The following is an 18284-nucleotide window of genomic DNA, read 5'->3' on the forward strand; positions in this document are numbered from 1 at the left end:
CGGGCATCGAATGATCAGGCCAAGTATCCTCGACGACAGGCACTTGTCCCCGGCGGGCAAGACCGCCATTTGATAGCATTTAACCGCCCAGCTCGGACATATCCCGTCACGAGTTGCGGGACCGAGGATAGACATGAAGTTGCTTTGCGCAGGCGCCGAGTTGGTCAATGACAGCAGCCGCGGGTTCGACATCGATGACCAAAAGTTTTTTGCAGTGCGCCGCAGCGGACAGGTTTACGTCTACATCAATCGCTGCCCGCACCGGGGCGTTGCCCTGGAGTGGCATCCCGACCAGTTTCTCGACCCCAGCAACAGCCTGATCCAGTGCGCCACCCATGGCGCACTGTTCCTGATCGAAGACGGTGAATGCGTCGCCGGCCCTTGCGCAGGGCAAGCCTTGACCAGCGTGGTCTGCCGCGAGGATGAACAAGGGATCTGGATCAGCCTTTAGCTACCAGGCAGCACGTCCAGACGTCGGTCGACCAGCATTTCTTCGTGGCTCAACCGCACACCGTAAGCCAACACCTCGACACCACAGGCAATCGCCTCACGCAAGGCTTGCGCATAAGCGGCATCGATTTCCTGCGCCGGGCGCACAGCCTCGATGTCGGTCAGGCAAACACAGTACAACTGCACCGCGCGAATACCGTCCCTCGCCAGGTGGGCCAGCTCCCGCAAGTGCTTGGCGCCACGCTGGGTGACCGCATCGGGAAACGCCGCCACCGCCGTACCGTCGAAGCCCAGGGTCACGCTTTTGACTTCGACGTAGGCCGGCCCTTCGGGGTAATCAAGGCGGAAATCGATACGACTGTTTTCCTGACCATAGGCCACTTCACGCTTGAGCCCGGTAAAACCGTTCAGCTCGGTGATGACACCCGCCCGTAGCGCTTCTTCGATCAAACCATTGGCTCGGGCGGTATTCACGCAAAACAGCCGCCCTTGCGGGGTTTCACCGACCTCCCAGGTGCCAGGCAACTTGCGTTTCGGGTCGTTGGAGCGACTGAACCAGACCTGCCCGCCTTCGACCTGACAATTGAGCATCGAGCCAGTGTTCGGGCAGTGAATGGTGAGCAATTCGCCGCCAACGGTTTCGATATCGGCGAGAAATCGCTTGTAACGTCGGATCAGGCGCCCTTCTTCGAGGGGAGGATGAAAACGCATCAGCCTTGCCAGCTCCGCAACCCACGGGCAATGCGCTCGACCGCCTCCTGCAAACGCTCGAGATTTTGCGTATAGGCAAACCGCACATGATGCCCGGCCTGATAACGGCCGAAATCCAGCCCCGGGGTAAATGCCACATGTTCGGTTTCAAGAAAATGTTTACAGAACGCGAAGGCATCGCCGCCGAACTTGCTGATATCGGCGTACAAGTAGAAAGCACCCTCCGGTTCCACCGCAATACCGAAGCCCAATTCACGCAAGGCCGGCAGCAGGTAATCCCGACGCCGGCCAAATTCGGCGCGACGCTCTTCGAGAATGCTGATGGTTGCCGGCTCGAAACAGGCCAGCGCAGCGTGCTGCGCCATGCTTGGAGCACTGATGTAGAGGTTCTGGGCGAGCTTTTCCAGCTCACCGACGGCCGCGTCGGGGGCCACTAGCCAGCCGAGCCGCCAACCGGTCATCCCGAAGTACTTCGAAAAGCTGTTCAGAACGAATGCACTGTCGTCGACTTCCAGCACGCTGGCCGCATCGGTGCCGTAGGTCAGGCCGTGATAAATCTCGTCGACCACCAGATGACCGTGGCGCTCCTTGATCGCGACAGACAGCTTCGCCAGCTCGTCGCGGGTCAGGATCGTGCCGGTTGGATTGGCTGGCGACGCCACCAATGCGCCAACACTGTCGTGGTCCCAATGACGCTCGATCAGGCCGGGCGTCAATTGATAGCGCACCTCCGGACCGACCGGCACCAGCTGTGCCGCGCCTTCGACCAGCCGCAGGAAATGCCGGTTACACGGGTAGCCCGGATCCGCCAGCAACCAGTGTTTACCGGGGTCGACCAGCAAAGCGCTGGCCAGCAGCAACGCGCCGGAGCCGCCAGGCGTGATGAGGATGCGCCGCGGATCGATGTTCAAACCATAACGCTGCTGATAGAAGCCCGAAATGGCCTCGCGCAGCTCTGGAATGCCGCGTGCGGCGGTGTAACGGGTCTTTCCCGCTGTCAGCGCAGCCTGGCCGGCCCGGATGATCGGTTCGGCGGTGGTGAAGTCCGGCTCGCCGATTTCCAGGTGGATCACATCGTGGCCGGCGGCCTGCAACTCATTGGCCCGCGCCAACAGCGCCATGACATGGAAAGGTTCGATCGCGCGACTGCGGGCACTGTAGGGCTGAGCCATTGGCCTTCCTTCAACGGAAAAAAAACCGATTCTACCCAAGCGCAGGAACGAGCGAGAACCTAAAGCGGTCAGAGGCCTTGTAAGGCCGATCACAAACGACTCAGGCGCGCGCGCAAGGTTTGACTAAAATCAATAATTGAGCAGGGTTCCAGAGCCACCAGACAACGGTTTGTCATCATTTGCAAGCACCCTGTGCCGCGAGCTCGACATCCGGGAGTAGCGCGGCCCGAGTTGATCTGGTAAGTTCGCCCGCTTGCAGCCGCAGGGCCGGCAGGTGTCGGTGATGGAGCAATCCTGCGCAGATGGATTACAAGAGTAGAGGCGGTCTATTTCATGTCCACCCAAGCAAAGCAGCAAAACCAGACGATCAGCGGCTTCGAGCCCTATGTTCAGAAAACCGGCGAAGAGTACATGGGCGAGCCCATGCGCAAGCACTTCACCAAGGTCCTGAATCAGTGGAAGAAAGAGCTGATGGAAGGTGTCGACAAGACCGTGGACCACATGAAGGACGAAGCGGCCAACTTCCCTGATCCGGCAGACCGTGCCAGCCAGGAAGAGGAATTCGCCCTCGAACTGCGTGCCCGCGATCGTGAACGCAAGTTGATCAAGAAGATCGACAAGACGCTTCAGTTGATCGAAGACGAAGAGTACGGCTGGTGTGAGTCCTGCGGCATCGAGATTGGCGTCAAGCGCCTCGAGGCGCGCCCTACCGCCGACCTGTGCATCGACTGCAAGACCCTGGCGGAAATCAAGGAAAAGCAAGTCGGCAAATAATTGCGACTTGAACGAAGAACGGAGCGTGCGAACGCTCCGTTTTTGTTTCCAAAATTCGCTGATGCCCGTTGCGATTAAAATCGCCATCACTGTAGGAGCGAGCTTGCTCGCGATGAACCTGAGAACGCCGCGGGGTACCAGGCTCCCAGCGTTATCGTTGACGGCAATCGCGAGCAAGCTCGCTCCTACAGGAATCTGACGACAGCCTGGAATAAGTAGCCTTGCCCTGATGACCGCCACCACCTCCCCCACCTACATCGGGCGTTTCGCCCCGACGCCCAGCGGCCACCTGCATTTTGGTTCATTGGTCGCCGCGCTGGCCTCCTACCTGGACGCGCGCTCGGTGGGTGGACGCTGGCTGATGCGCATGGAAGACCTCGATCCCCCCCGTGAAGTACCCGGCGCCCAGGCGGCCATTCTCAAGGCACTGGAAAGCTATGGCTTTGAGTGGGATGGCGGCCTGGTTCGCCAAAGCGAGCGGCACGATGCCTACGCCGAGGTGCTCAATCGCCTGTTCAATCAAGGCCTGGCCTACGCCTGCACCTGCTCGCGCAAACAGCTGGAGCCGTATCACGGGATTTATCCGGGCTTGTGCCGCAATGCCGGCCATGGCACTGACGATGCGGCCATCCGCCTGCGCGTACCGGAACTGGAATACCATTTCATTGACCGGGTGCAGGGCCAATACCGACAGCATCTGGGGCGGGAAGTCGGCGATTTCGTGATCCGCCGCCGCGACGGGCTCTACGCTTATCAATTGGCGGTGGTCCTGGACGACGCCTGGCAAGGCATCACCGATATCGTTCGCGGTGCCGACTTGCTGGACTCCACGCCCCGCCAGCTCTACCTGCAAGAACTGCTCGGCCTGCCTCAACCGCGTTATCTGCATATCCCGCTGATTACCCAGCCTGACGGCAACAAACTCGGTAAATCCTACCGTTCGCCGCCGTTGACCGAGGATCAGGCAACGCCACTGCTGCTGCGGGCGCTACGGGCGCTGGGACAGAACCCGGGAACCGAACTGACGTACGCCACGCCACGGGAAGTGCTGAATTGGGGCATTGCCCACTGGGATGCCTCGCTGATCCCGCGCACACTGAGCCTGCCCGAGGCACAGCTATTGTGATCGCACTTGCAGTGGCGCACCCATCCGTTACCATCGCCGCACGTTTTCGGGCACGCGCATAAAAAAGAGAGGCCGGGATGTACATCTATCGCTTGGTCCTGCTTTTGGTAGTGGGGATTTACCTGTTTTCCCCGGCCATCATGGATTGGTGGATCGACGCCACTGGCGCCTGGTATCGCCCTTATCTGCTCTGGCTGATTCTGATCGTCGTGACCTTCATCCTGCAGAGCCAAAAAGATGCCGATGAGCTTTAGCCTGACCCAGATGATCCTGATCAGCGCCGTATACCTGGCGGTGCTGTTCGGTGTGGCCTGGATCAGCGAACGGGGCATGATTCCCCGGGCGATCATTCGCCACCCGCTGACCTACACCCTGTCACTGGGCGTCTACGCCAGTGCCTGGGCGTTTTACGGCACCGTGGGCCTGGCTTATCAATACGGCTACGGTTTTCTGTCCAGCTACCTGGGCGTTTCCGGGGCATTCCTGCTGGCGCCGGTGCTGCTCTACCCGATCCTGAAGATCACCCGCACCTATCAACTGTCGTCGCTGGCGGATCTGTTTGCCTTCCGCTTCCGCAGTACCTGGGCCGGTGCGCTGACCACGATTTTCATGCTGGTCGGCGTACTGCCGCTGCTGGCCTTGCAAATTCAGGCGGTCGCCGACTCCATCAGCATCCTCACCCGAGAGCCGGTACAGCATCGCGTGGCCCTGAGCTTCTGCGCACTGATTACGCTGTTCACGATTTTCTTCGGTTCCCGTCACATCGCCACCCGCGAAAAGCATGAAGGCCTGGTGTTCGCGATTGCCTTCGAGTCGGTGATCAAGCTGATCGCCCTCGGCGGTGTCGGGCTGTATGCGCTTTACGGCGTGTTCGACGGCCCGCAACAGCTTGAACTGTGGCTGCTGCAAAACCAGACCGCGCTCGCCGCCCTGCACACACCGTTGCAGGAAGGCCCGTGGCGTACGCTGCTGCTGGTGTTCTTCGCCTCGGCGATCGTGATGCCGCACATGTATCACATGACCTTTACCGAGAACCTCAACCCGCGTTCGCTGGTGAGTGCGAGCTGGGGCCTACCGCTGTTCCTGTTGCTGATGAGCCTGGCAGTGCCGCTGATTCTCTGGGCCGGCCTGAAACTGGGCGCCACCACCAACCCGGAATACTTCACCCTGGGAATCGGTATCGCCGCCAACAGCAAGGCTTTGGCGTTGCTGGCCTATGTCGGCGGGCTGTCCGCCGCCAGTGGCCTGATCATCGTCACCACGCTGGCACTGTCCGGGATGGCCTTGAACCACCTGGTCCTGCCGCTGTATCAACCGCCGGCCGAAGGCAACATCTACCGCTGGCTGAAGTGGACTCGCCGGGCGCTGATCGTCGCAATCATCATGGCCGGCTACGGTTTCTACCTGATGCTCGGAGCCGAGCAGGACCTGGCCAACCTCGGCATTGTCGCTTTCGTCGCCACGTTGCAGTTCCTGCCGGGCGTGCTCTCGGTCCTGTATTGGCCGACCGCCAACCGTCGCGGCTTCATCGCCGGCTTGCTGGCGGGGATCCTGGTGTGGCTGGTGACCATGCTGTTACCGCTGGTTGGCAACCTGCAAGGCTTCTACATTCCACTGCTGAACATGATCTACGTGCTGGACGACACCAGCTGGCACATGGCGGCAATTGCCTCGCTGGCGGCCAACGTACTGATGTTCACGCTGATCTCGCTGTTCACCAACGCCAGCACCGAAGAGGCCAGCGCTGCCGAAGCCTGCGCTGTGGATAACGTTCGCCGCCCGCAACGTCGGGAACTGCACGCCGCCTCGCCCCAGGAGTTCGCCACGCAACTGGCCAAGCCACTGGGTGCAAAAGCGGCGCAGAAAGAAGTGGAACAGGCACTGCGCGACCTCTATCTGCCTTTCGACGAGCGCCGCCCCTATGCCCTGCGTCGCTTGCGTGACCGCATCGAAGCCAATCTCTCCGGCCTGATGGGCCCGAGCGTGGCCCAGGACATGGTCGAGACGTTCCTGCCGTACAAGGCTGGCGGCGAAAACTACGTCACCGAAGACATTCACTTCATCGAAAGCCGCCTCGAGGATTACCACTCGCGCCTGACCGGCCTGGCCGCCGAGCTCGATGCCTTGCGCCGCTATCACCGCCAGACCCTTCAGGAATTGCCGATGGGCGTTTGCTCACTGGCCAAGGATCAGGAGATCCTCATGTGGAACAAGGCCATGGAGGAACTCACCGGCATCGCCGCGCAGCGCGTGGTCGGTTCGCGCCTGAGTACCATTGCCGACCCATGGAAAGACCTGCTGCAAGGCTTCATCAATCTGCCGGACGAGCACTTGCACAAACAGCACCTGGCCCTCGACGGCCAGACACGCTGGTTGAACCTGCACAAAGCGGCGATCGACGAACCCCTCGCGCCGGGCAACAGTGGCCTGGTGTTGCTGGTGGAAGACTTGACCGAAACCCAGATGCTCGAGGACAAACTGGTGCACTCCGAGCGCCTGGCCAGCATCGGTCGACTGGCGGCCGGCGTGGCCCATGAAATCGGCAACCCGATCACCGGCATCGCGTGCCTGGCGCAAAACCTGCGCGAAGAACGTGAAGAAGACGGCGAGTTGAAGGAAATCAGCGGCCAGATCCTCGAGCAGACCAAACGCGTGTCGCGCATCGTCCAGTCGTTGATGAGCTTTGCCCATGCCGGCAGCCATCAGCACAACGACGAGCCCGTCTGTCTGGCCGAAGTGGCTCAGGATGCCATCGGCCTGCTGGCCCTGAACCGACGCAATTTCGAAGTGCAGTTCTACAACCTGTGCGACCCCGAACACTGGGTCGAAGGCGACCCGCAACGGTTGGCCCAGGTATTGATCAACCTGCTTTCAAACGCCCGTGACGCCTCGCCTCCCGGCAGTGCGGTACGGGTCAAGAGCGAAGCCGGCGAACACACGGTCGATCTGATCGTGGAGGACGAAGGCAGCGGTATTCCGTCGAGCATCATGGACCGATTGTTCGAACCTTTCTTCACCACCAAGGACCCTGGCGAAGGCACCGGTCTGGGCCTTGCACTGGTCTATTCCATCGTTGAAGAGCATTATGGACAAATCACCATCGACAGCCCGGCTGATGTTCAAAGCCAACGCGGTACCCGAATCAGGGTTACCTTGCCGCGTCATGTCGAAGCGACGTCCGCTGTGAACTGAGACCGTCGAGAGTATCGAATCAATGCCGCACATTTTGATCGTCGAAGACGAAACCATTATCCGCTCCGCCTTGCGCCGCCTGCTGGAACGTAACCAGTACCAGGTCAGCGAAGCCGGATCAGTGCAGGAAGCACAAGAACGCTTCACCATTCCCTCGTTCGACCTGATCATCAGTGACCTGCGCCTGCCGGGCGCGCCTGGCACGGAGTTGATCAAGCTCGCCCAGGGCACGCCGGTGCTGATCATGACCAGCTATGCCAGCCTGCGCTCGGCGGTCGACTCGATGAAAATGGGCGCGGTGGACTACATTGCCAAGCCATTCGACCATGACGAAATGCTGCAAGCGGCCGCACGAATCCTGCGTGACCGACAAACGGTACAAGCCGGCGGTGAAGCGGTTGCCGGCAAAGCCGCCAACGGTGCGGCGAAATCCGGTACCGACAACAGCAACGGTGAGATCGGCATTATCGGCTCGTGCCCACCGATGCAGGACCTGTACGGCAAGATCCGCAAAGTGGCACCGACCGACTCCAACGTTCTGATCCAGGGCGAATCGGGTACCGGTAAGGAACTGGTGGCGCGCGCCCTGCACAACCTGTCCAAACGTGCCAAGGCGCCGATGATTTCGGTGAACTGCGCGGCCATTCCGGAAAGCCTGATCGAGTCCGAACTGTTCGGCCACGAAAAAGGCGCATTCACCGGCGCCAGCGCCGGGCGCGCCGGCCTGGTGGAAGCGGCGGACGGCGGCACCTTGTTCCTCGACGAAATCGGCGAACTGCCACTGGAAGCCCAGGCTCGCCTGCTGCGCGTATTGCAGGAAGGCGAGATTCGTCGCGTGGGCTCGGTGCAGTCGCAAAAAGTCGACGTGCGCCTGATCGCCGCGACTCACCGCGACCTCAAGAGCCTGGCGAAGATCGGCCAGTTCCGTGAAGACCTGTATTACCGCCTCCACGTTATCGCGCTGAAGTTGCCAGCCCTGCGCGAACGCGGTGCGGACGTCAACGAAATCGCCAATGCGTTCCTGGCGCGGCAAAGTGCGCGGATCAACCGCACCGACCTGAAATTCGCCGCGGATGCCGAGCAAGCCATTCGTCACTACTCCTGGCCGGGCAACGTTCGTGAACTGGAAAACGCCGTCGAGCGCGCCGTTATCCTGTGCGAAAGCCCGGAAATATCCGCCGAGCTGCTGGGTATCGACATCGAACTGGGCGACCTGGAAGACGACGAATTCATTGGCCTGGCGCCACAACAGGGCAACGCCAGTAACAGCAACCACGAACCGACCGAAGATCTCTCCCTGGAAGACTACTTCCAGCATTTCGTCCTCGAACATCAGGACCACATGACCGAAACCGAGCTGGCCCGCAAACTCGGGGTCAGCCGAAAATGCCTGTGGGAGCGCCGTCAGCGCCTGGGCATCCCACGTCGCAAGACCGGGGTGACCAGCGAAAGCTGAACCGTACCTGTCTCATGTGCGGGTAACACATGACTTTGGTGAAAAAACTGTTACCTCAGTTTTTTCACGTAACAGAAGCCGGGGCTTACGGTAACGAAGCCCCGGCTTTTTTTGGCCCTCGAAATGCCTGCCGACCGGCCTAACCCCTTGTTTTATTGGGTTTCGCAAAAGTTGGCACGCACCCTGCTATATGTTTGGTACAAGAACAATAACAAGCAATGCACAAGACAATAAAAATAAGACGAATCGACTCACGCACAATAAAAACAAGACGGCGAGAGGCGCAGCTAACTGATTCTTTTGGAGAGGCGTTGTATTTGGGGCTTGCCCCACGACCAGGCCGAGAACAACAAAAAACTGTCTTAAGACAGAGCCTGTACTGGTTGGATCGAAAGATCACTGCAATTCAGCGACCAAAGCAATCCGTTTGCTCTTGGCTCCCGATTGGGAGGGTCATGAAGGAAAGCTTCATGACGAGGGCACTCAACAAAAACAAGAAGCCCGAAACCAAAAATAAAAATAGAGCATGCAACTACTTCTTGGGGAGCTTCGGCTCCCCTTGTGGTTTCTGCGATTCCCCCCCCCATAACCCGCTCCTACATCTCATATCTGCTGTCTCCTACACCATCCCCCGACTAAATGCTAGAATCCCCGCCCATCATGCGGTCATTCTTCTGTTATGGCCGAATATTCCTTCAAACAGTGCATCCCATGCTGAAGAAGCTGTTCCAGTCATTCCGTTCTCCCAAGCGTCCTACGCAACACATTCGCAGCACGCCTGAAGTGCTCAACAGCGGCCAACACTCGCTGCAGAAGGCGCAATTCAGCCGTTACGCGGTGAATATCGTTGAACGCCTGCAGAACGCCGGTTATCAGGCTTATCTGGTTGGCGGTTGCGTGCGCGACATGCTGCTGGGTATCACCCCGAAAGATTTCGACGTTGCCACCAGCGCCACACCCGAGCAGGTACGGGCCGAATTCCGTAACGCGCGAATCATCGGGCGCCGGTTCAAACTGGTGCACATCCACTTCGGCCGCGAAATCATCGAAGTCGCGACCTTCCGCGCCAATCACCCGCAAAACGAAGACGAGGAAGACAGCAACCAGTCTTCGCGCAACGAAAGCGGGCGCATCTTGCGCGATAACGTTTACGGCACCCTGGAAGAGGACGCGCAACGTCGCGACTTCACCATCAATGCCTTGTATTACGATCCGGTCAGCGAACGCATCCTCGACTACGCCAACGGCGTACACGACATCCGCAATCACCTGATCCGCCTGATCGGCGATCCGACGCAACGCTACCAGGAAGACCCGGTACGGATGCTGAGGGCCGTGCGTTTCGCCGCCAAGCTGAACTTCGGCATCGAAAAACACAGCGCCCTGCCGATCCGCGGCCTGGCGCCGATGCTGCGCGAGATCCCGTCGGCTCGTCTGTTCGAAGAGGTGCTCAAGCTGTTCCTCTCCGGCCATGCCGCCGACACGTTTGAAATGCTGGTCGACCTGCAGTTGTTCGATCCACTGTTCCCGGCCAGCGCTGAAGCACTGGAATACAACCCGACGTACACCCACACCCTGATCAGCGAAGCCCTGATCAATACCGACCTGCGGATCAAGCAGAACAAACCGGTGACCCCGGCATTCCTGTTTGCAGCCCTGCTCTGGCCTGCCCTGCCGGCCCGCGTCCTGCGCCTGCAGGAGCGTGGCATGCCACCGATTCCGGCGATGCAGGACGCGGCGCACGAACTCATTGCCGAGCAGTGCCAGCGCATTGCGATTCCGAAACGCTTCACCATGCCGATCCGCGAAATCTGGGACATGCAGGAACGCCTGCCCCGCCGCAGCGGCAAGCGTGCCGATCTGTTGCTGGACAATCCGCGCTTCCGCGCCGGCTACGACTTCCTGCTGCTACGTGAAAGCGCCGGCGAGCAGACCGATGGCCTGGGCGAATGGTGGACGGACTATCAGGACGCCAACGAAAGCGAGCGTCGCGACATGATTCGCGACCTCAGCGGCAAGGACGAAGGCACCGGCGCCCCGCGCAAGCGTCGCCGCAGCGGTGGCTCCAAGCGCAAACGCGCTGCCGGCGCTTCGAGCACCACGGGCGAGTAATCCATGGAACGCATCTACATCGGCATGGGCAGCAATCTGGCTGACCCCGCCGAACAATTGCGCAGCGCCGTCGAAGCGCTGGCGCAGTTGCCGCAATCGGAGTTGGTCGGGGTTTCTGCGTTTTACCAAAGTGACTCGCTTCTGCCCGGCCAACCGCGTTACACCAATGCAGTCGCCGCTCTCGACAGCACACTGGCGCCGCTGGATCTTCTGGATGCCTTGCAGGCCATCGAAAACGGCCAGGGTCGCGAGCGTCTTGAGCGCTGGGGGCCACGCACGCTGGACCTCGACATCCTGCTGTTCGGTGATCGCCTGATCGACGAACCGCGCCTCAAGGTTCCCCATTACCACATGCAGGAACGGGCCTTCGTGTTGTACCCGCTGGCGGAACTGACCCCTGCGGATCTGCACTTGGCCGATGGCCGGAACTTGGCCGAACTGCTCAAGGCATGCCCGTTCGTCGGCCTGGAACGCCTCCTCCCGACGTGACACAAATACCCTGTGGGAGCGAGCCTGCTCGCGAAAGCGGTGTATCAATCAACATTAATGTTGAATCTGATGCGCCCTTCGCGAGCAAGCCCGCTCCCACATTGGTTTTGTGTCGCGCACAAGATCTGCTGCTGAATCGCATCAGTTACCCCGGTAACACCCCACCCGTAACAATGCGGTAACACACGCAATTGACTTCCCTCGTTCTCCTCACGACTATAGGCGTCCCGCTGCCGCCTACACGGCGTTCAAGGGCGCAATCCAGGCCTTAAAAGCACGACGAAAGAGCGTGCGCCTGTATTCAACGAAGAATCACGCGCGTTACTCGCAGTAGTTTCCACAGCGCCTGAATGAGGAACTTTTCATGCCAGCCATCACCCTGACCACCCTGCAAGGTCTGAAGCAAAAAGGTGAAAAAATCACCATGCTGACCTGCTACGACGCGACCTTCGCCCACGCCTGCAATCAGGCCGGCGTCGAAGTGCTGTTGGTGGGCGACTCCCTCGGCATGGTTCTGCAGGGCCACGACAGCACCTTGCCTGTCACCACCTCGGAAATGGCTTACCACGTGGCCGCCGTCAAACGCGGTAACAGCGATGCCCTGATCCTCGCCGACCTGCCTTTCATGGCCTACGCCACCACCGAGCAAGCCATGACCAACAGCGCCCTGTTGATGCAGGCCGGCGCGCACATGGTCAAGGTCGAAGGAGCATTGTGGCTGGCCGACTCGATCCGCCTGCTGGCCGAGCGCGGCATCCCTGTCTGCGCGCACATGGGCCTGACGCCACAGTCGGTGAACATCCTTGGCGGCTACAAGGTCCAGGGTCGCAATGAAAACCAGGCGCGGCAGATGCGTGCCGACGCGATCGCCCTGGAACAGGCTGGCGCGGCAATGCTGCTGCTCGAGTGCGTCCCGAGCGAACTGGCGGAAGAAATCACCCAGGCGGTGAAGATTCCGGTGATCGGTATTGGTGCCGGCAATCGCACCGACGGCCAGGTGCTGGTTCTGCACGACATGCTGGGCCTGTCCATTACCGGTCGCGTGCCGAAATTCGTGAAAAACTTCATGACTGGCCAGACCAGCATTGACGCTGCATTGAATGCCTACGTGACTGAAGTCAAAGCGGCAACTTTCCCTGGGATCGAACACGGATTCTCTGCATGAACACCGTAAAAACCGTACGCGAACTGCGGGCCGCCGTGGCCCGAGCCCGTGGCGAAGGCAAACGCATCGCCTTTGTGCCAACCATGGGCAACCTGCACAGCGGCCACGTGGCACTGGTGACCAAAGCCTCCCAACGGGCGGACTTCGTGGTTGCGAGCGTTTTCGTCAACCCGCTGCAATTCGGTGCTGGCGAAGACCTCGACAAGTACCCGCGCACCCTCGCCGCCGACCAGGAAAAACTGCTCCAGGCCGGTTGCCATTTGCTGTTTGCCCCCACCGTTGAAGAAATGTATCCCGACGGCATGGCCGGCCAGACCCGCGTCAGTGTCCCGCAATTGTCCGAAGGTCTGTGCGGCGCCAGCCGTCCGGGGCATTTCGAAGGCGTGGCGACGGTGGTCAGCAAGCTGTTCAACATGGTCCAGCCGGACCTGGCGATTTTCGGCGAGAAAGACTTTCAGCAACTGGCGGTGATTCGCGCGCTGGTTCATGACCTGAACATGCCGATCCAGATCATCGGTGAGCCGACTGTTCGCGCAACCGATGGCCTGGCGCTGTCGTCGCGCAACGGTTTCCTCAGCGAAGAGCAACGCGCTGTGGCACCGGTGGTTTATCGCACGCTGAATGCGATCGGCGAAGCGATCAAGCAGGGCGAACGCGACTACCCGGCGCTGATCGGCACCCAGATCAAACAGCTCGAAGCAGCCGGCCTGCGTCCTGACTACCTGGAAATCCGCCATGCCCTGACCTTGCGCCCGGCGACGGCGCAGGATCGTGACCTGGTGATTCTGGTGGCGGCGTTCCTCGATACGACGCGGTTGATCGACAACCTGCACCTGAACCTCGACGCGCCAATCTAAACACTCTCGAATTCTGTGGAGTGAGTCTGTGGCGAGGGGGCTTGCCCCCGTTGGGCTGCGAAGCGGCCCCAAACTTTCGAGCGTTTCCGAAATTTTGCCAGTGCTACGCACTGGAACGGGGGCAAGCCCCCTCGCCACAAAAGTACACTTCAAACCCTTCGCTTCATTCGTATTGCCGCCCACAACCCCTTCGGGCAAACTGCCCGCCGTTCGATTCCGACCTGGGAAATACTCATGCACGCCATCATGCTCAAAGCCAAGCTGCATCGCGCCGAAGTCACCCACGCTGTACTCGATTACGAAGGCTCCTGCGCCATCGACGGTGAATGGCTGGACCTGTCCGGTATTCGTGAGTACGAGCAGATCCAGATCTACAACGTCGACAACGGCGAGCGCTTCACCACCTACGCCATCCGTGGCGAAGAAGGCTCACGCATGATCTCGGTCAACGGCGCCGCTGCCCACAAGGCCAAGGTCGGTGATCTCGTGATCATCTGCGCTTACGCTCATTACAGCGAAGCCGAACTGCTCAACTTCAAGCCACGCATGCTCTACATGGCACCGGGCAATGAACTGAGCCACACCAGCAATGCCATTCCGGTCCAGGTTGCCTGATACGAGTCTTGTCTCTTCCGTTTGTCGGGCCGTTCCTAACTTCGATGTTAAAAAAGTACCGGAAACAGGTCAGACAAAGTCAAGACAGATCATTGCGTGGGGTTTACTGTATTCGCCCTGCGCCATGAAATCGTGTCGACGCAGTTGACCGGAACGCCCACCCACAGCGCTCCGGGATTTTTAGTGTTCAAAAGGCCGTTCAAGTAATAAGGAAACCCGCAGCGATGGCGTATTACCGCACTCCTCACGACGTTACCGCTCTGCCCGCCTGGCAAGCGTTGAATGACCACCGCCAAGCCATGCAGGATTTCAGCATGCGCGAAGCCTTCAATGCCGATCCGCAGCGTTTTACTCAATTCACCCTCAGCAGCTGCGGCCTGTTTCTCGACTATTCGAAAAACCTGATCAACGCCGAGACCCGCAATCTGCTGGTGGGCCTGGCCAACGAAGTCGACCTCAAGGGCGCGATCAAGTCGCTGTTCGATGGCGAAATCGTCAACTCTTCCGAAGGTCGCCCGGCCCTGCACACGGCCCTGCGCCGCCCGGTCGGCGACAAGCTGTCGGTCAATGGCGTCAACGTGATGCCCGAAGTGCACAAGGTGCTGAACCAGATCACCGACCTCGTCGGCCGTATCCACGACGGTCTGTGGCGCGGTTACACCGAGAAGCCGATCACTGACGTGGTGAACATCGGCATCGGCGGCTCCTTCCTCGGCCCTGAGCTGGTGTCCGAAGCCTTGCTGTCCTATGCCCAGAAAGGCGTGCGTTGCCATTACCTGGCAAACATCGACGGCAGCGAGTTCCACGAACTGACCATGAAGCTTCGCGCCGAGACCACGCTGTTCATCGTCTCGTCGAAATCCTTCAACACCCTTGAAACCCTGAAGAACGCCCAGGCTGCCCGTGCCTGGTATCTGGCCCAGGGTGGTTCGGAAGCCGAGCTGTATCGCCACTTCATCGCGGTATCGAGCAACAACGCCGCCGCGGTAGCGTTCGGCATCCGCGAAGAGAACATCTTCCCGATGTGGGACTGGGTCGGCGGGCGCTACTCGCTGTGGTCGGCCATTGGTCTACCGATTGCCCTGGCCATCGGCATGTCCAACTTCAAGGAATTGCTGTCCGGTGCCTACACCATGGACCAGCACTTCCTGACCGCGCCCTTCGAACAGAACATGCCGGTGCTGCTGGCCTTGCTCGGCGTGTGGTACGGCAACTTCTGGGGCGCGCAAAGCCACGCGATCCTGCCGTACGATCACTACCTGCGTAACATCACCAAGCACCTGCAACAGCTGGACATGGAATCCAACGGCAAGAGCGTGCGCCAGGACGGCAAGCCAGTGTCCACAGACACCGGGCCGGTAATCTGGGGCGGCGTCGGCTGCAATGGTCAGCATGCCTACCACCAGTTGCTGCACCAGGGCACCCAATTGATCCCGGCCGACTTCATCGTGCCGATCGTCAGCTTCAACCCAGTGTCCGACCACCACCAGTGGCTGTACGCCAACTGCCTGTCCCAGAGCCAGGCGCTGATGCTCGGCAAGACCCTTGCCGAGGCCGAAACCGAGCTGCGCGACAAAGGCATGAGTGACGCCGAAGTGCAGAAACTCGCGCCGCACAAGGTGATCCCGGGCAATCGTCCGAGCAACACCCTGGTGGTCGAGCGCATCAGCCCGCGTCGCCTCGGCGCTCTGGTGGCGATGTACGAACACAAAGTCTTCGTGCAAAGCGTGATCTGGGGCATCAACGCCTTCGACCAGTGGGGCGTGGAACTGGGCAAGGAGCTGGGCAAAGGCGTCTACAACCGCCTGGTCGGCAGCGAAGAAACCCCGGCCGAGGACGCCTCGACCCAAGGGCTGATCAATTACTTCCGTGGTCGTCACCGCGGGTGATTTGATAGCACAACCCACGGGCTTTGGATCAACCCGAATCCTGTGGGCAAAAACAATTCCCTGTGGGAGCGAGCTTGCTCGCGATGACGGACTGTCAGTCGACAACCATGTTGACCGCCATGCCCTCATCGCGAGCAAGCTCGCTCCCACAGTTGTTTTGTATCTGACTTGAACCCATTGACCTCTCGGCGCATCTTTATCCTTGTCGCAAAACAAGCATAAGGAACCGTCATGTTCGATATCAGCACGTTCCCCAAAGCCGATGCCGTCCGCCGGGCCGCACAATTGAGTCAAGACGACTATCAGCGCCTGTACCGCCAATCCGTCGAACACCCCAGCACCTTCTGGGCCGAACAGGCCACGCGCTTTCTCGACTGGAGCGCGCCCTGGGAAACCGTCCAGCGCTACAACCTGAAAACCGGTGAAGCCAGCTGGTTTGCCGGTGCGCAATTGAACGTCAGCTACAACTGCATCGACCGACACCTGGAGAAACGCGGCGATCAGGTCGCCATCATCTGGGAAGGCGACGACCCTGCCGACTCGACATCGATCACCTACAAAAAACTGCATGAAAACGTCTGCCGCCTGGCCAATGTGCTGAAAAACCGTGGCGTGAAAAAAGGCGACCGCGTGTGCATCTACATGCCGATGATTCCCGAGGCGGCCTACGCCATGCTGGCCTGTACCCGTATTGGTGCAGTGCACTCGGTAGTGTTCGGCGGCTTCTCCCCGGACTCGTTGCGCGACCGCATTCTCGACGCCGACTGCCGCACCGTGATCACTGCCGACGAAGGCGTGCGCGGTGGCAAGGTCGTGTCACTCAAGCAGAACGTCGACAAGGCGCTGCAAAGCTGCCCGGACGTGAGCAGCGTGCTGGTGGTCGAGCGCACCAAGGGGCTGGTGAACTGGGTCGAAGGAAGGGACATCAAGTACCAGCAGGCCCTGCGCGAAGCCAGCGCCGATTGCCCGCCCGAGCCGATGGACGCCGAAGACCCGCTGTTCATCCTCTATACCTCCGGCAGCACCGGCAAACCCAAAGGCGTGCTGCACACCACCGGTGGCTACCTGCTGCAAGCAGCGATGACCTTCAAGTACGTGCTGGACTACCACGACGGCGAAGTCTTCTGGTGCACCGCCGACGTCGGCTGGGTCACTGGCCACAGCTACATCGTCTACGGTCCGCTGGCCAACGGCGCGACCACGCTGATTTTCGAAGGCGTGCCGAACTACCCGAGTACCTCGCGCTTCTGGCAAGTGATCGACAAGCACAAGGTGAATATTTTCTACACCGCCCCGACGGCCCTGCGCGCATTGATGCGCGAAGGCCCGGAACCGTTGAAGCAAACATCCCGCGCCAGCGTCAGGCTACTCGGCACGGTTGGCGAACCGATCAACCCGGAAGCCTGGGAATGGTATTTCCATGAGGTCGGCGAAGAGCGTTGCCCGATCGTCGATACCTGGTGGCAGACCGAAACCGGCGGCATCATGCTCAGCCCGCTGGTCAGTGCCCAGCGGATCAAGCCCGGTTGTGCGACACAACCGATGTTCGGCGTGCAGCCGGTGCTGCTCGACGAGCAAGGCAAGGAAATCAAGGGCGCCGGCAGCGGCGTACTGGCCATAAAATCCAGCTGGCCTGCACAGATCCGCAGTGTCTATCGCGACCCGCAACGCATGGTCGACACCTATTTCAAGCCCTACCCCGGCTACTACTTCACCGGTGACGGCGCGCGGCGCGATGAAGATGGCGACTACTGGATTACCGGTCGTATCGACGATGTGATCAACGTGTCCGGCCACCGTATCGGCACCGCCGAAGTGGAAAGCGCCCTGGTGCTGCACGAGAGCATCGCCGAGGCCGCTGCGGTCGGTTATCCCCACGACATCAAGGGCCAAGGCATCTATGTCTTCGTCACACCCATGAACGGCGTCGAAACCAACGATGAACTGAAGAAAGAATTGCTGGCCCTGGTCAGCAAGGAAATCGGCAGTTTCGCCAAACCGGACTTGATCCAGTGGGCGCCGGCCTTGCCGAAAACCCGCTCAGGCAAGATCATGCGGCGCATTCTGCGCAAGATCGCCTGCAACGAACTGGACAATCTGGGCGACACTTCGACCTTGGCCGATCCAAGCGTGGTACAAGGCTTGATCGATAAACGCCTGAATCAATAACGTTCTGTCTTCTGTAGGAGCGAGCTCGCTCGCGATGAACTCAAGCGTGCCGCGTACATTCAGGAGAAACGCGTTACCGTTAACGTCCATCGCGAGCAGGCTCGCTC

Annotated in this window: 15 protein-coding genes; 13 read left to right on the forward strand and 2 right to left on the reverse strand. The window is 60.1% G+C overall.

The window, feature by feature from the left end; all coding sequences use genetic code 11:
- Window positions 1–133: 133 nt before the first annotated feature.
- Window positions 134–451 (forward strand): Rieske (2Fe-2S) protein, encoded by a 318-nt coding sequence (locus AC1RP7_RS26415; RefSeq protein WP_090451430.1) that lies wholly within the window; start codon window positions 134–136, stop codon window positions 449–451.
- On the opposite strand, the gene sfsA is transcribed toward AC1RP7_RS26415, so the two are convergent.
- Window positions 448–1161 (reverse strand): DNA/RNA nuclease SfsA, encoded by a 714-nt coding sequence (gene sfsA, locus AC1RP7_RS26420; RefSeq protein WP_492587907.1) that lies wholly within the window; start codon window positions 1159–1161, stop codon window positions 448–450. The two genes, AC1RP7_RS26415 and sfsA, sit on opposite strands and share 4 nt — an antisense overlap.
- Window positions 1161–2333, reverse strand: a complete 1173-nt coding sequence (locus AC1RP7_RS26425; RefSeq protein WP_057713278.1) for a pyridoxal phosphate-dependent aminotransferase — start codon at window positions 2331–2333, stop codon at window positions 1161–1163. Before AC1RP7_RS26425 ends, sfsA begins: the two co-directional genes overlap by 1 nt.
- Before the next feature lie 333 nt (window positions 2334–2666).
- Between AC1RP7_RS26425 and dksA the strand changes: the two genes are divergently transcribed.
- From dksA to acs, 12 genes are all read left to right on the forward strand, one after another.
- Window positions 2667–3107: an RNA polymerase-binding protein DksA gene (gene dksA, locus AC1RP7_RS26430; RefSeq protein ID WP_008053890.1), complete on the forward strand. Its 441-nt coding sequence runs from the start codon at window positions 2667–2669 to the stop codon at window positions 3105–3107.
- Between the two features lie 229 nt (window positions 3108–3336).
- Window positions 3337–4233, forward strand: a complete 897-nt coding sequence (gene gluQRS, locus AC1RP7_RS26435; RefSeq protein ID WP_493183211.1) for a tRNA glutamyl-Q(34) synthetase GluQRS — start codon at window positions 3337–3339, stop codon at window positions 4231–4233.
- Window positions 4234–4310: 77 nt separating this feature from the next.
- A complete protein-coding gene (locus AC1RP7_RS26440; protein ID WP_003176118.1) occupies window positions 4311–4487 on the forward strand; it encodes a hypothetical protein in 177 nt (58 codons plus the stop codon).
- On the forward strand, window positions 4471–7425 hold the full coding sequence (locus AC1RP7_RS26445; RefSeq protein ID WP_493183209.1) for a sensor histidine kinase: 2955 nt from the start codon (window positions 4471–4473) through the stop codon (window positions 7423–7425). The genes AC1RP7_RS26440 and AC1RP7_RS26445 overlap by 17 nt, the downstream gene beginning before the upstream one ends.
- 22 nt (window positions 7426–7447) lie before the next feature.
- Window positions 7448–8881 carry a sigma-54-dependent transcriptional regulator gene (locus tag AC1RP7_RS26450; protein WP_057713275.1) on the forward strand — a complete coding sequence of 478 codons (1434 nt, stop codon included), beginning with the start codon at window positions 7448–7450 and terminating at the stop codon, window positions 8879–8881.
- Between the two features lie 711 nt (window positions 8882–9592).
- Window positions 9593–10993 (forward strand): polynucleotide adenylyltransferase PcnB, encoded by a 1401-nt coding sequence (locus AC1RP7_RS26455; RefSeq protein ID WP_493183208.1) that lies wholly within the window; start codon window positions 9593–9595, stop codon window positions 10991–10993.
- 3 nt (window positions 10994–10996) lie between these two features.
- The gene (gene folK, locus AC1RP7_RS26460) at window positions 10997–11482 is read left to right on the forward strand and encodes a 2-amino-4-hydroxy-6-hydroxymethyldihydropteridine diphosphokinase (protein WP_407516377.1); all 486 of its coding nucleotides are present in this window, start codon (window positions 10997–10999) and stop codon (window positions 11480–11482) included.
- Between the two features lie 364 nt (window positions 11483–11846).
- Complete coding sequence (gene panB / locus AC1RP7_RS26465; protein WP_057713273.1) at window positions 11847–12647, forward strand: 3-methyl-2-oxobutanoate hydroxymethyltransferase; 801 nt, start codon at window positions 11847–11849, stop codon at window positions 12645–12647.
- Window positions 12644–13504 (forward strand): pantoate--beta-alanine ligase, encoded by an 861-nt coding sequence (panC, locus tag AC1RP7_RS26470; RefSeq protein ID WP_493183206.1) that lies wholly within the window; start codon window positions 12644–12646, stop codon window positions 13502–13504. Before panB ends, panC begins: the two co-directional genes overlap by 4 nt.
- 234 nt (window positions 13505–13738) lie before the next feature.
- Entirely contained in the window at window positions 13739–14119 is a 381-nt protein-coding gene (gene panD / locus AC1RP7_RS26475; protein ID WP_493183204.1) for an aspartate 1-decarboxylase, read from the forward strand.
- Window positions 14120–14343: 224 nt separating this feature from the next.
- The gene (gene pgi / locus AC1RP7_RS26480) at window positions 14344–16008 is read left to right on the forward strand and encodes a glucose-6-phosphate isomerase (RefSeq protein WP_057713271.1); all 1665 of its coding nucleotides are present in this window, start codon (window positions 14344–14346) and stop codon (window positions 16006–16008) included.
- 231 nt (window positions 16009–16239) lie between these two features.
- The gene (gene acs / locus AC1RP7_RS26485; protein ID WP_493183202.1) at window positions 16240–18177 is read left to right on the forward strand and encodes an acetate--CoA ligase; all 1938 of its coding nucleotides are present in this window, start codon (window positions 16240–16242) and stop codon (window positions 18175–18177) included.
- Window positions 18178–18284: the final 107 nt, after the last annotated feature.

It is taken from the genome of Pseudomonas sp. GW822-FHT01E03 (assembly GCF_058802985.1).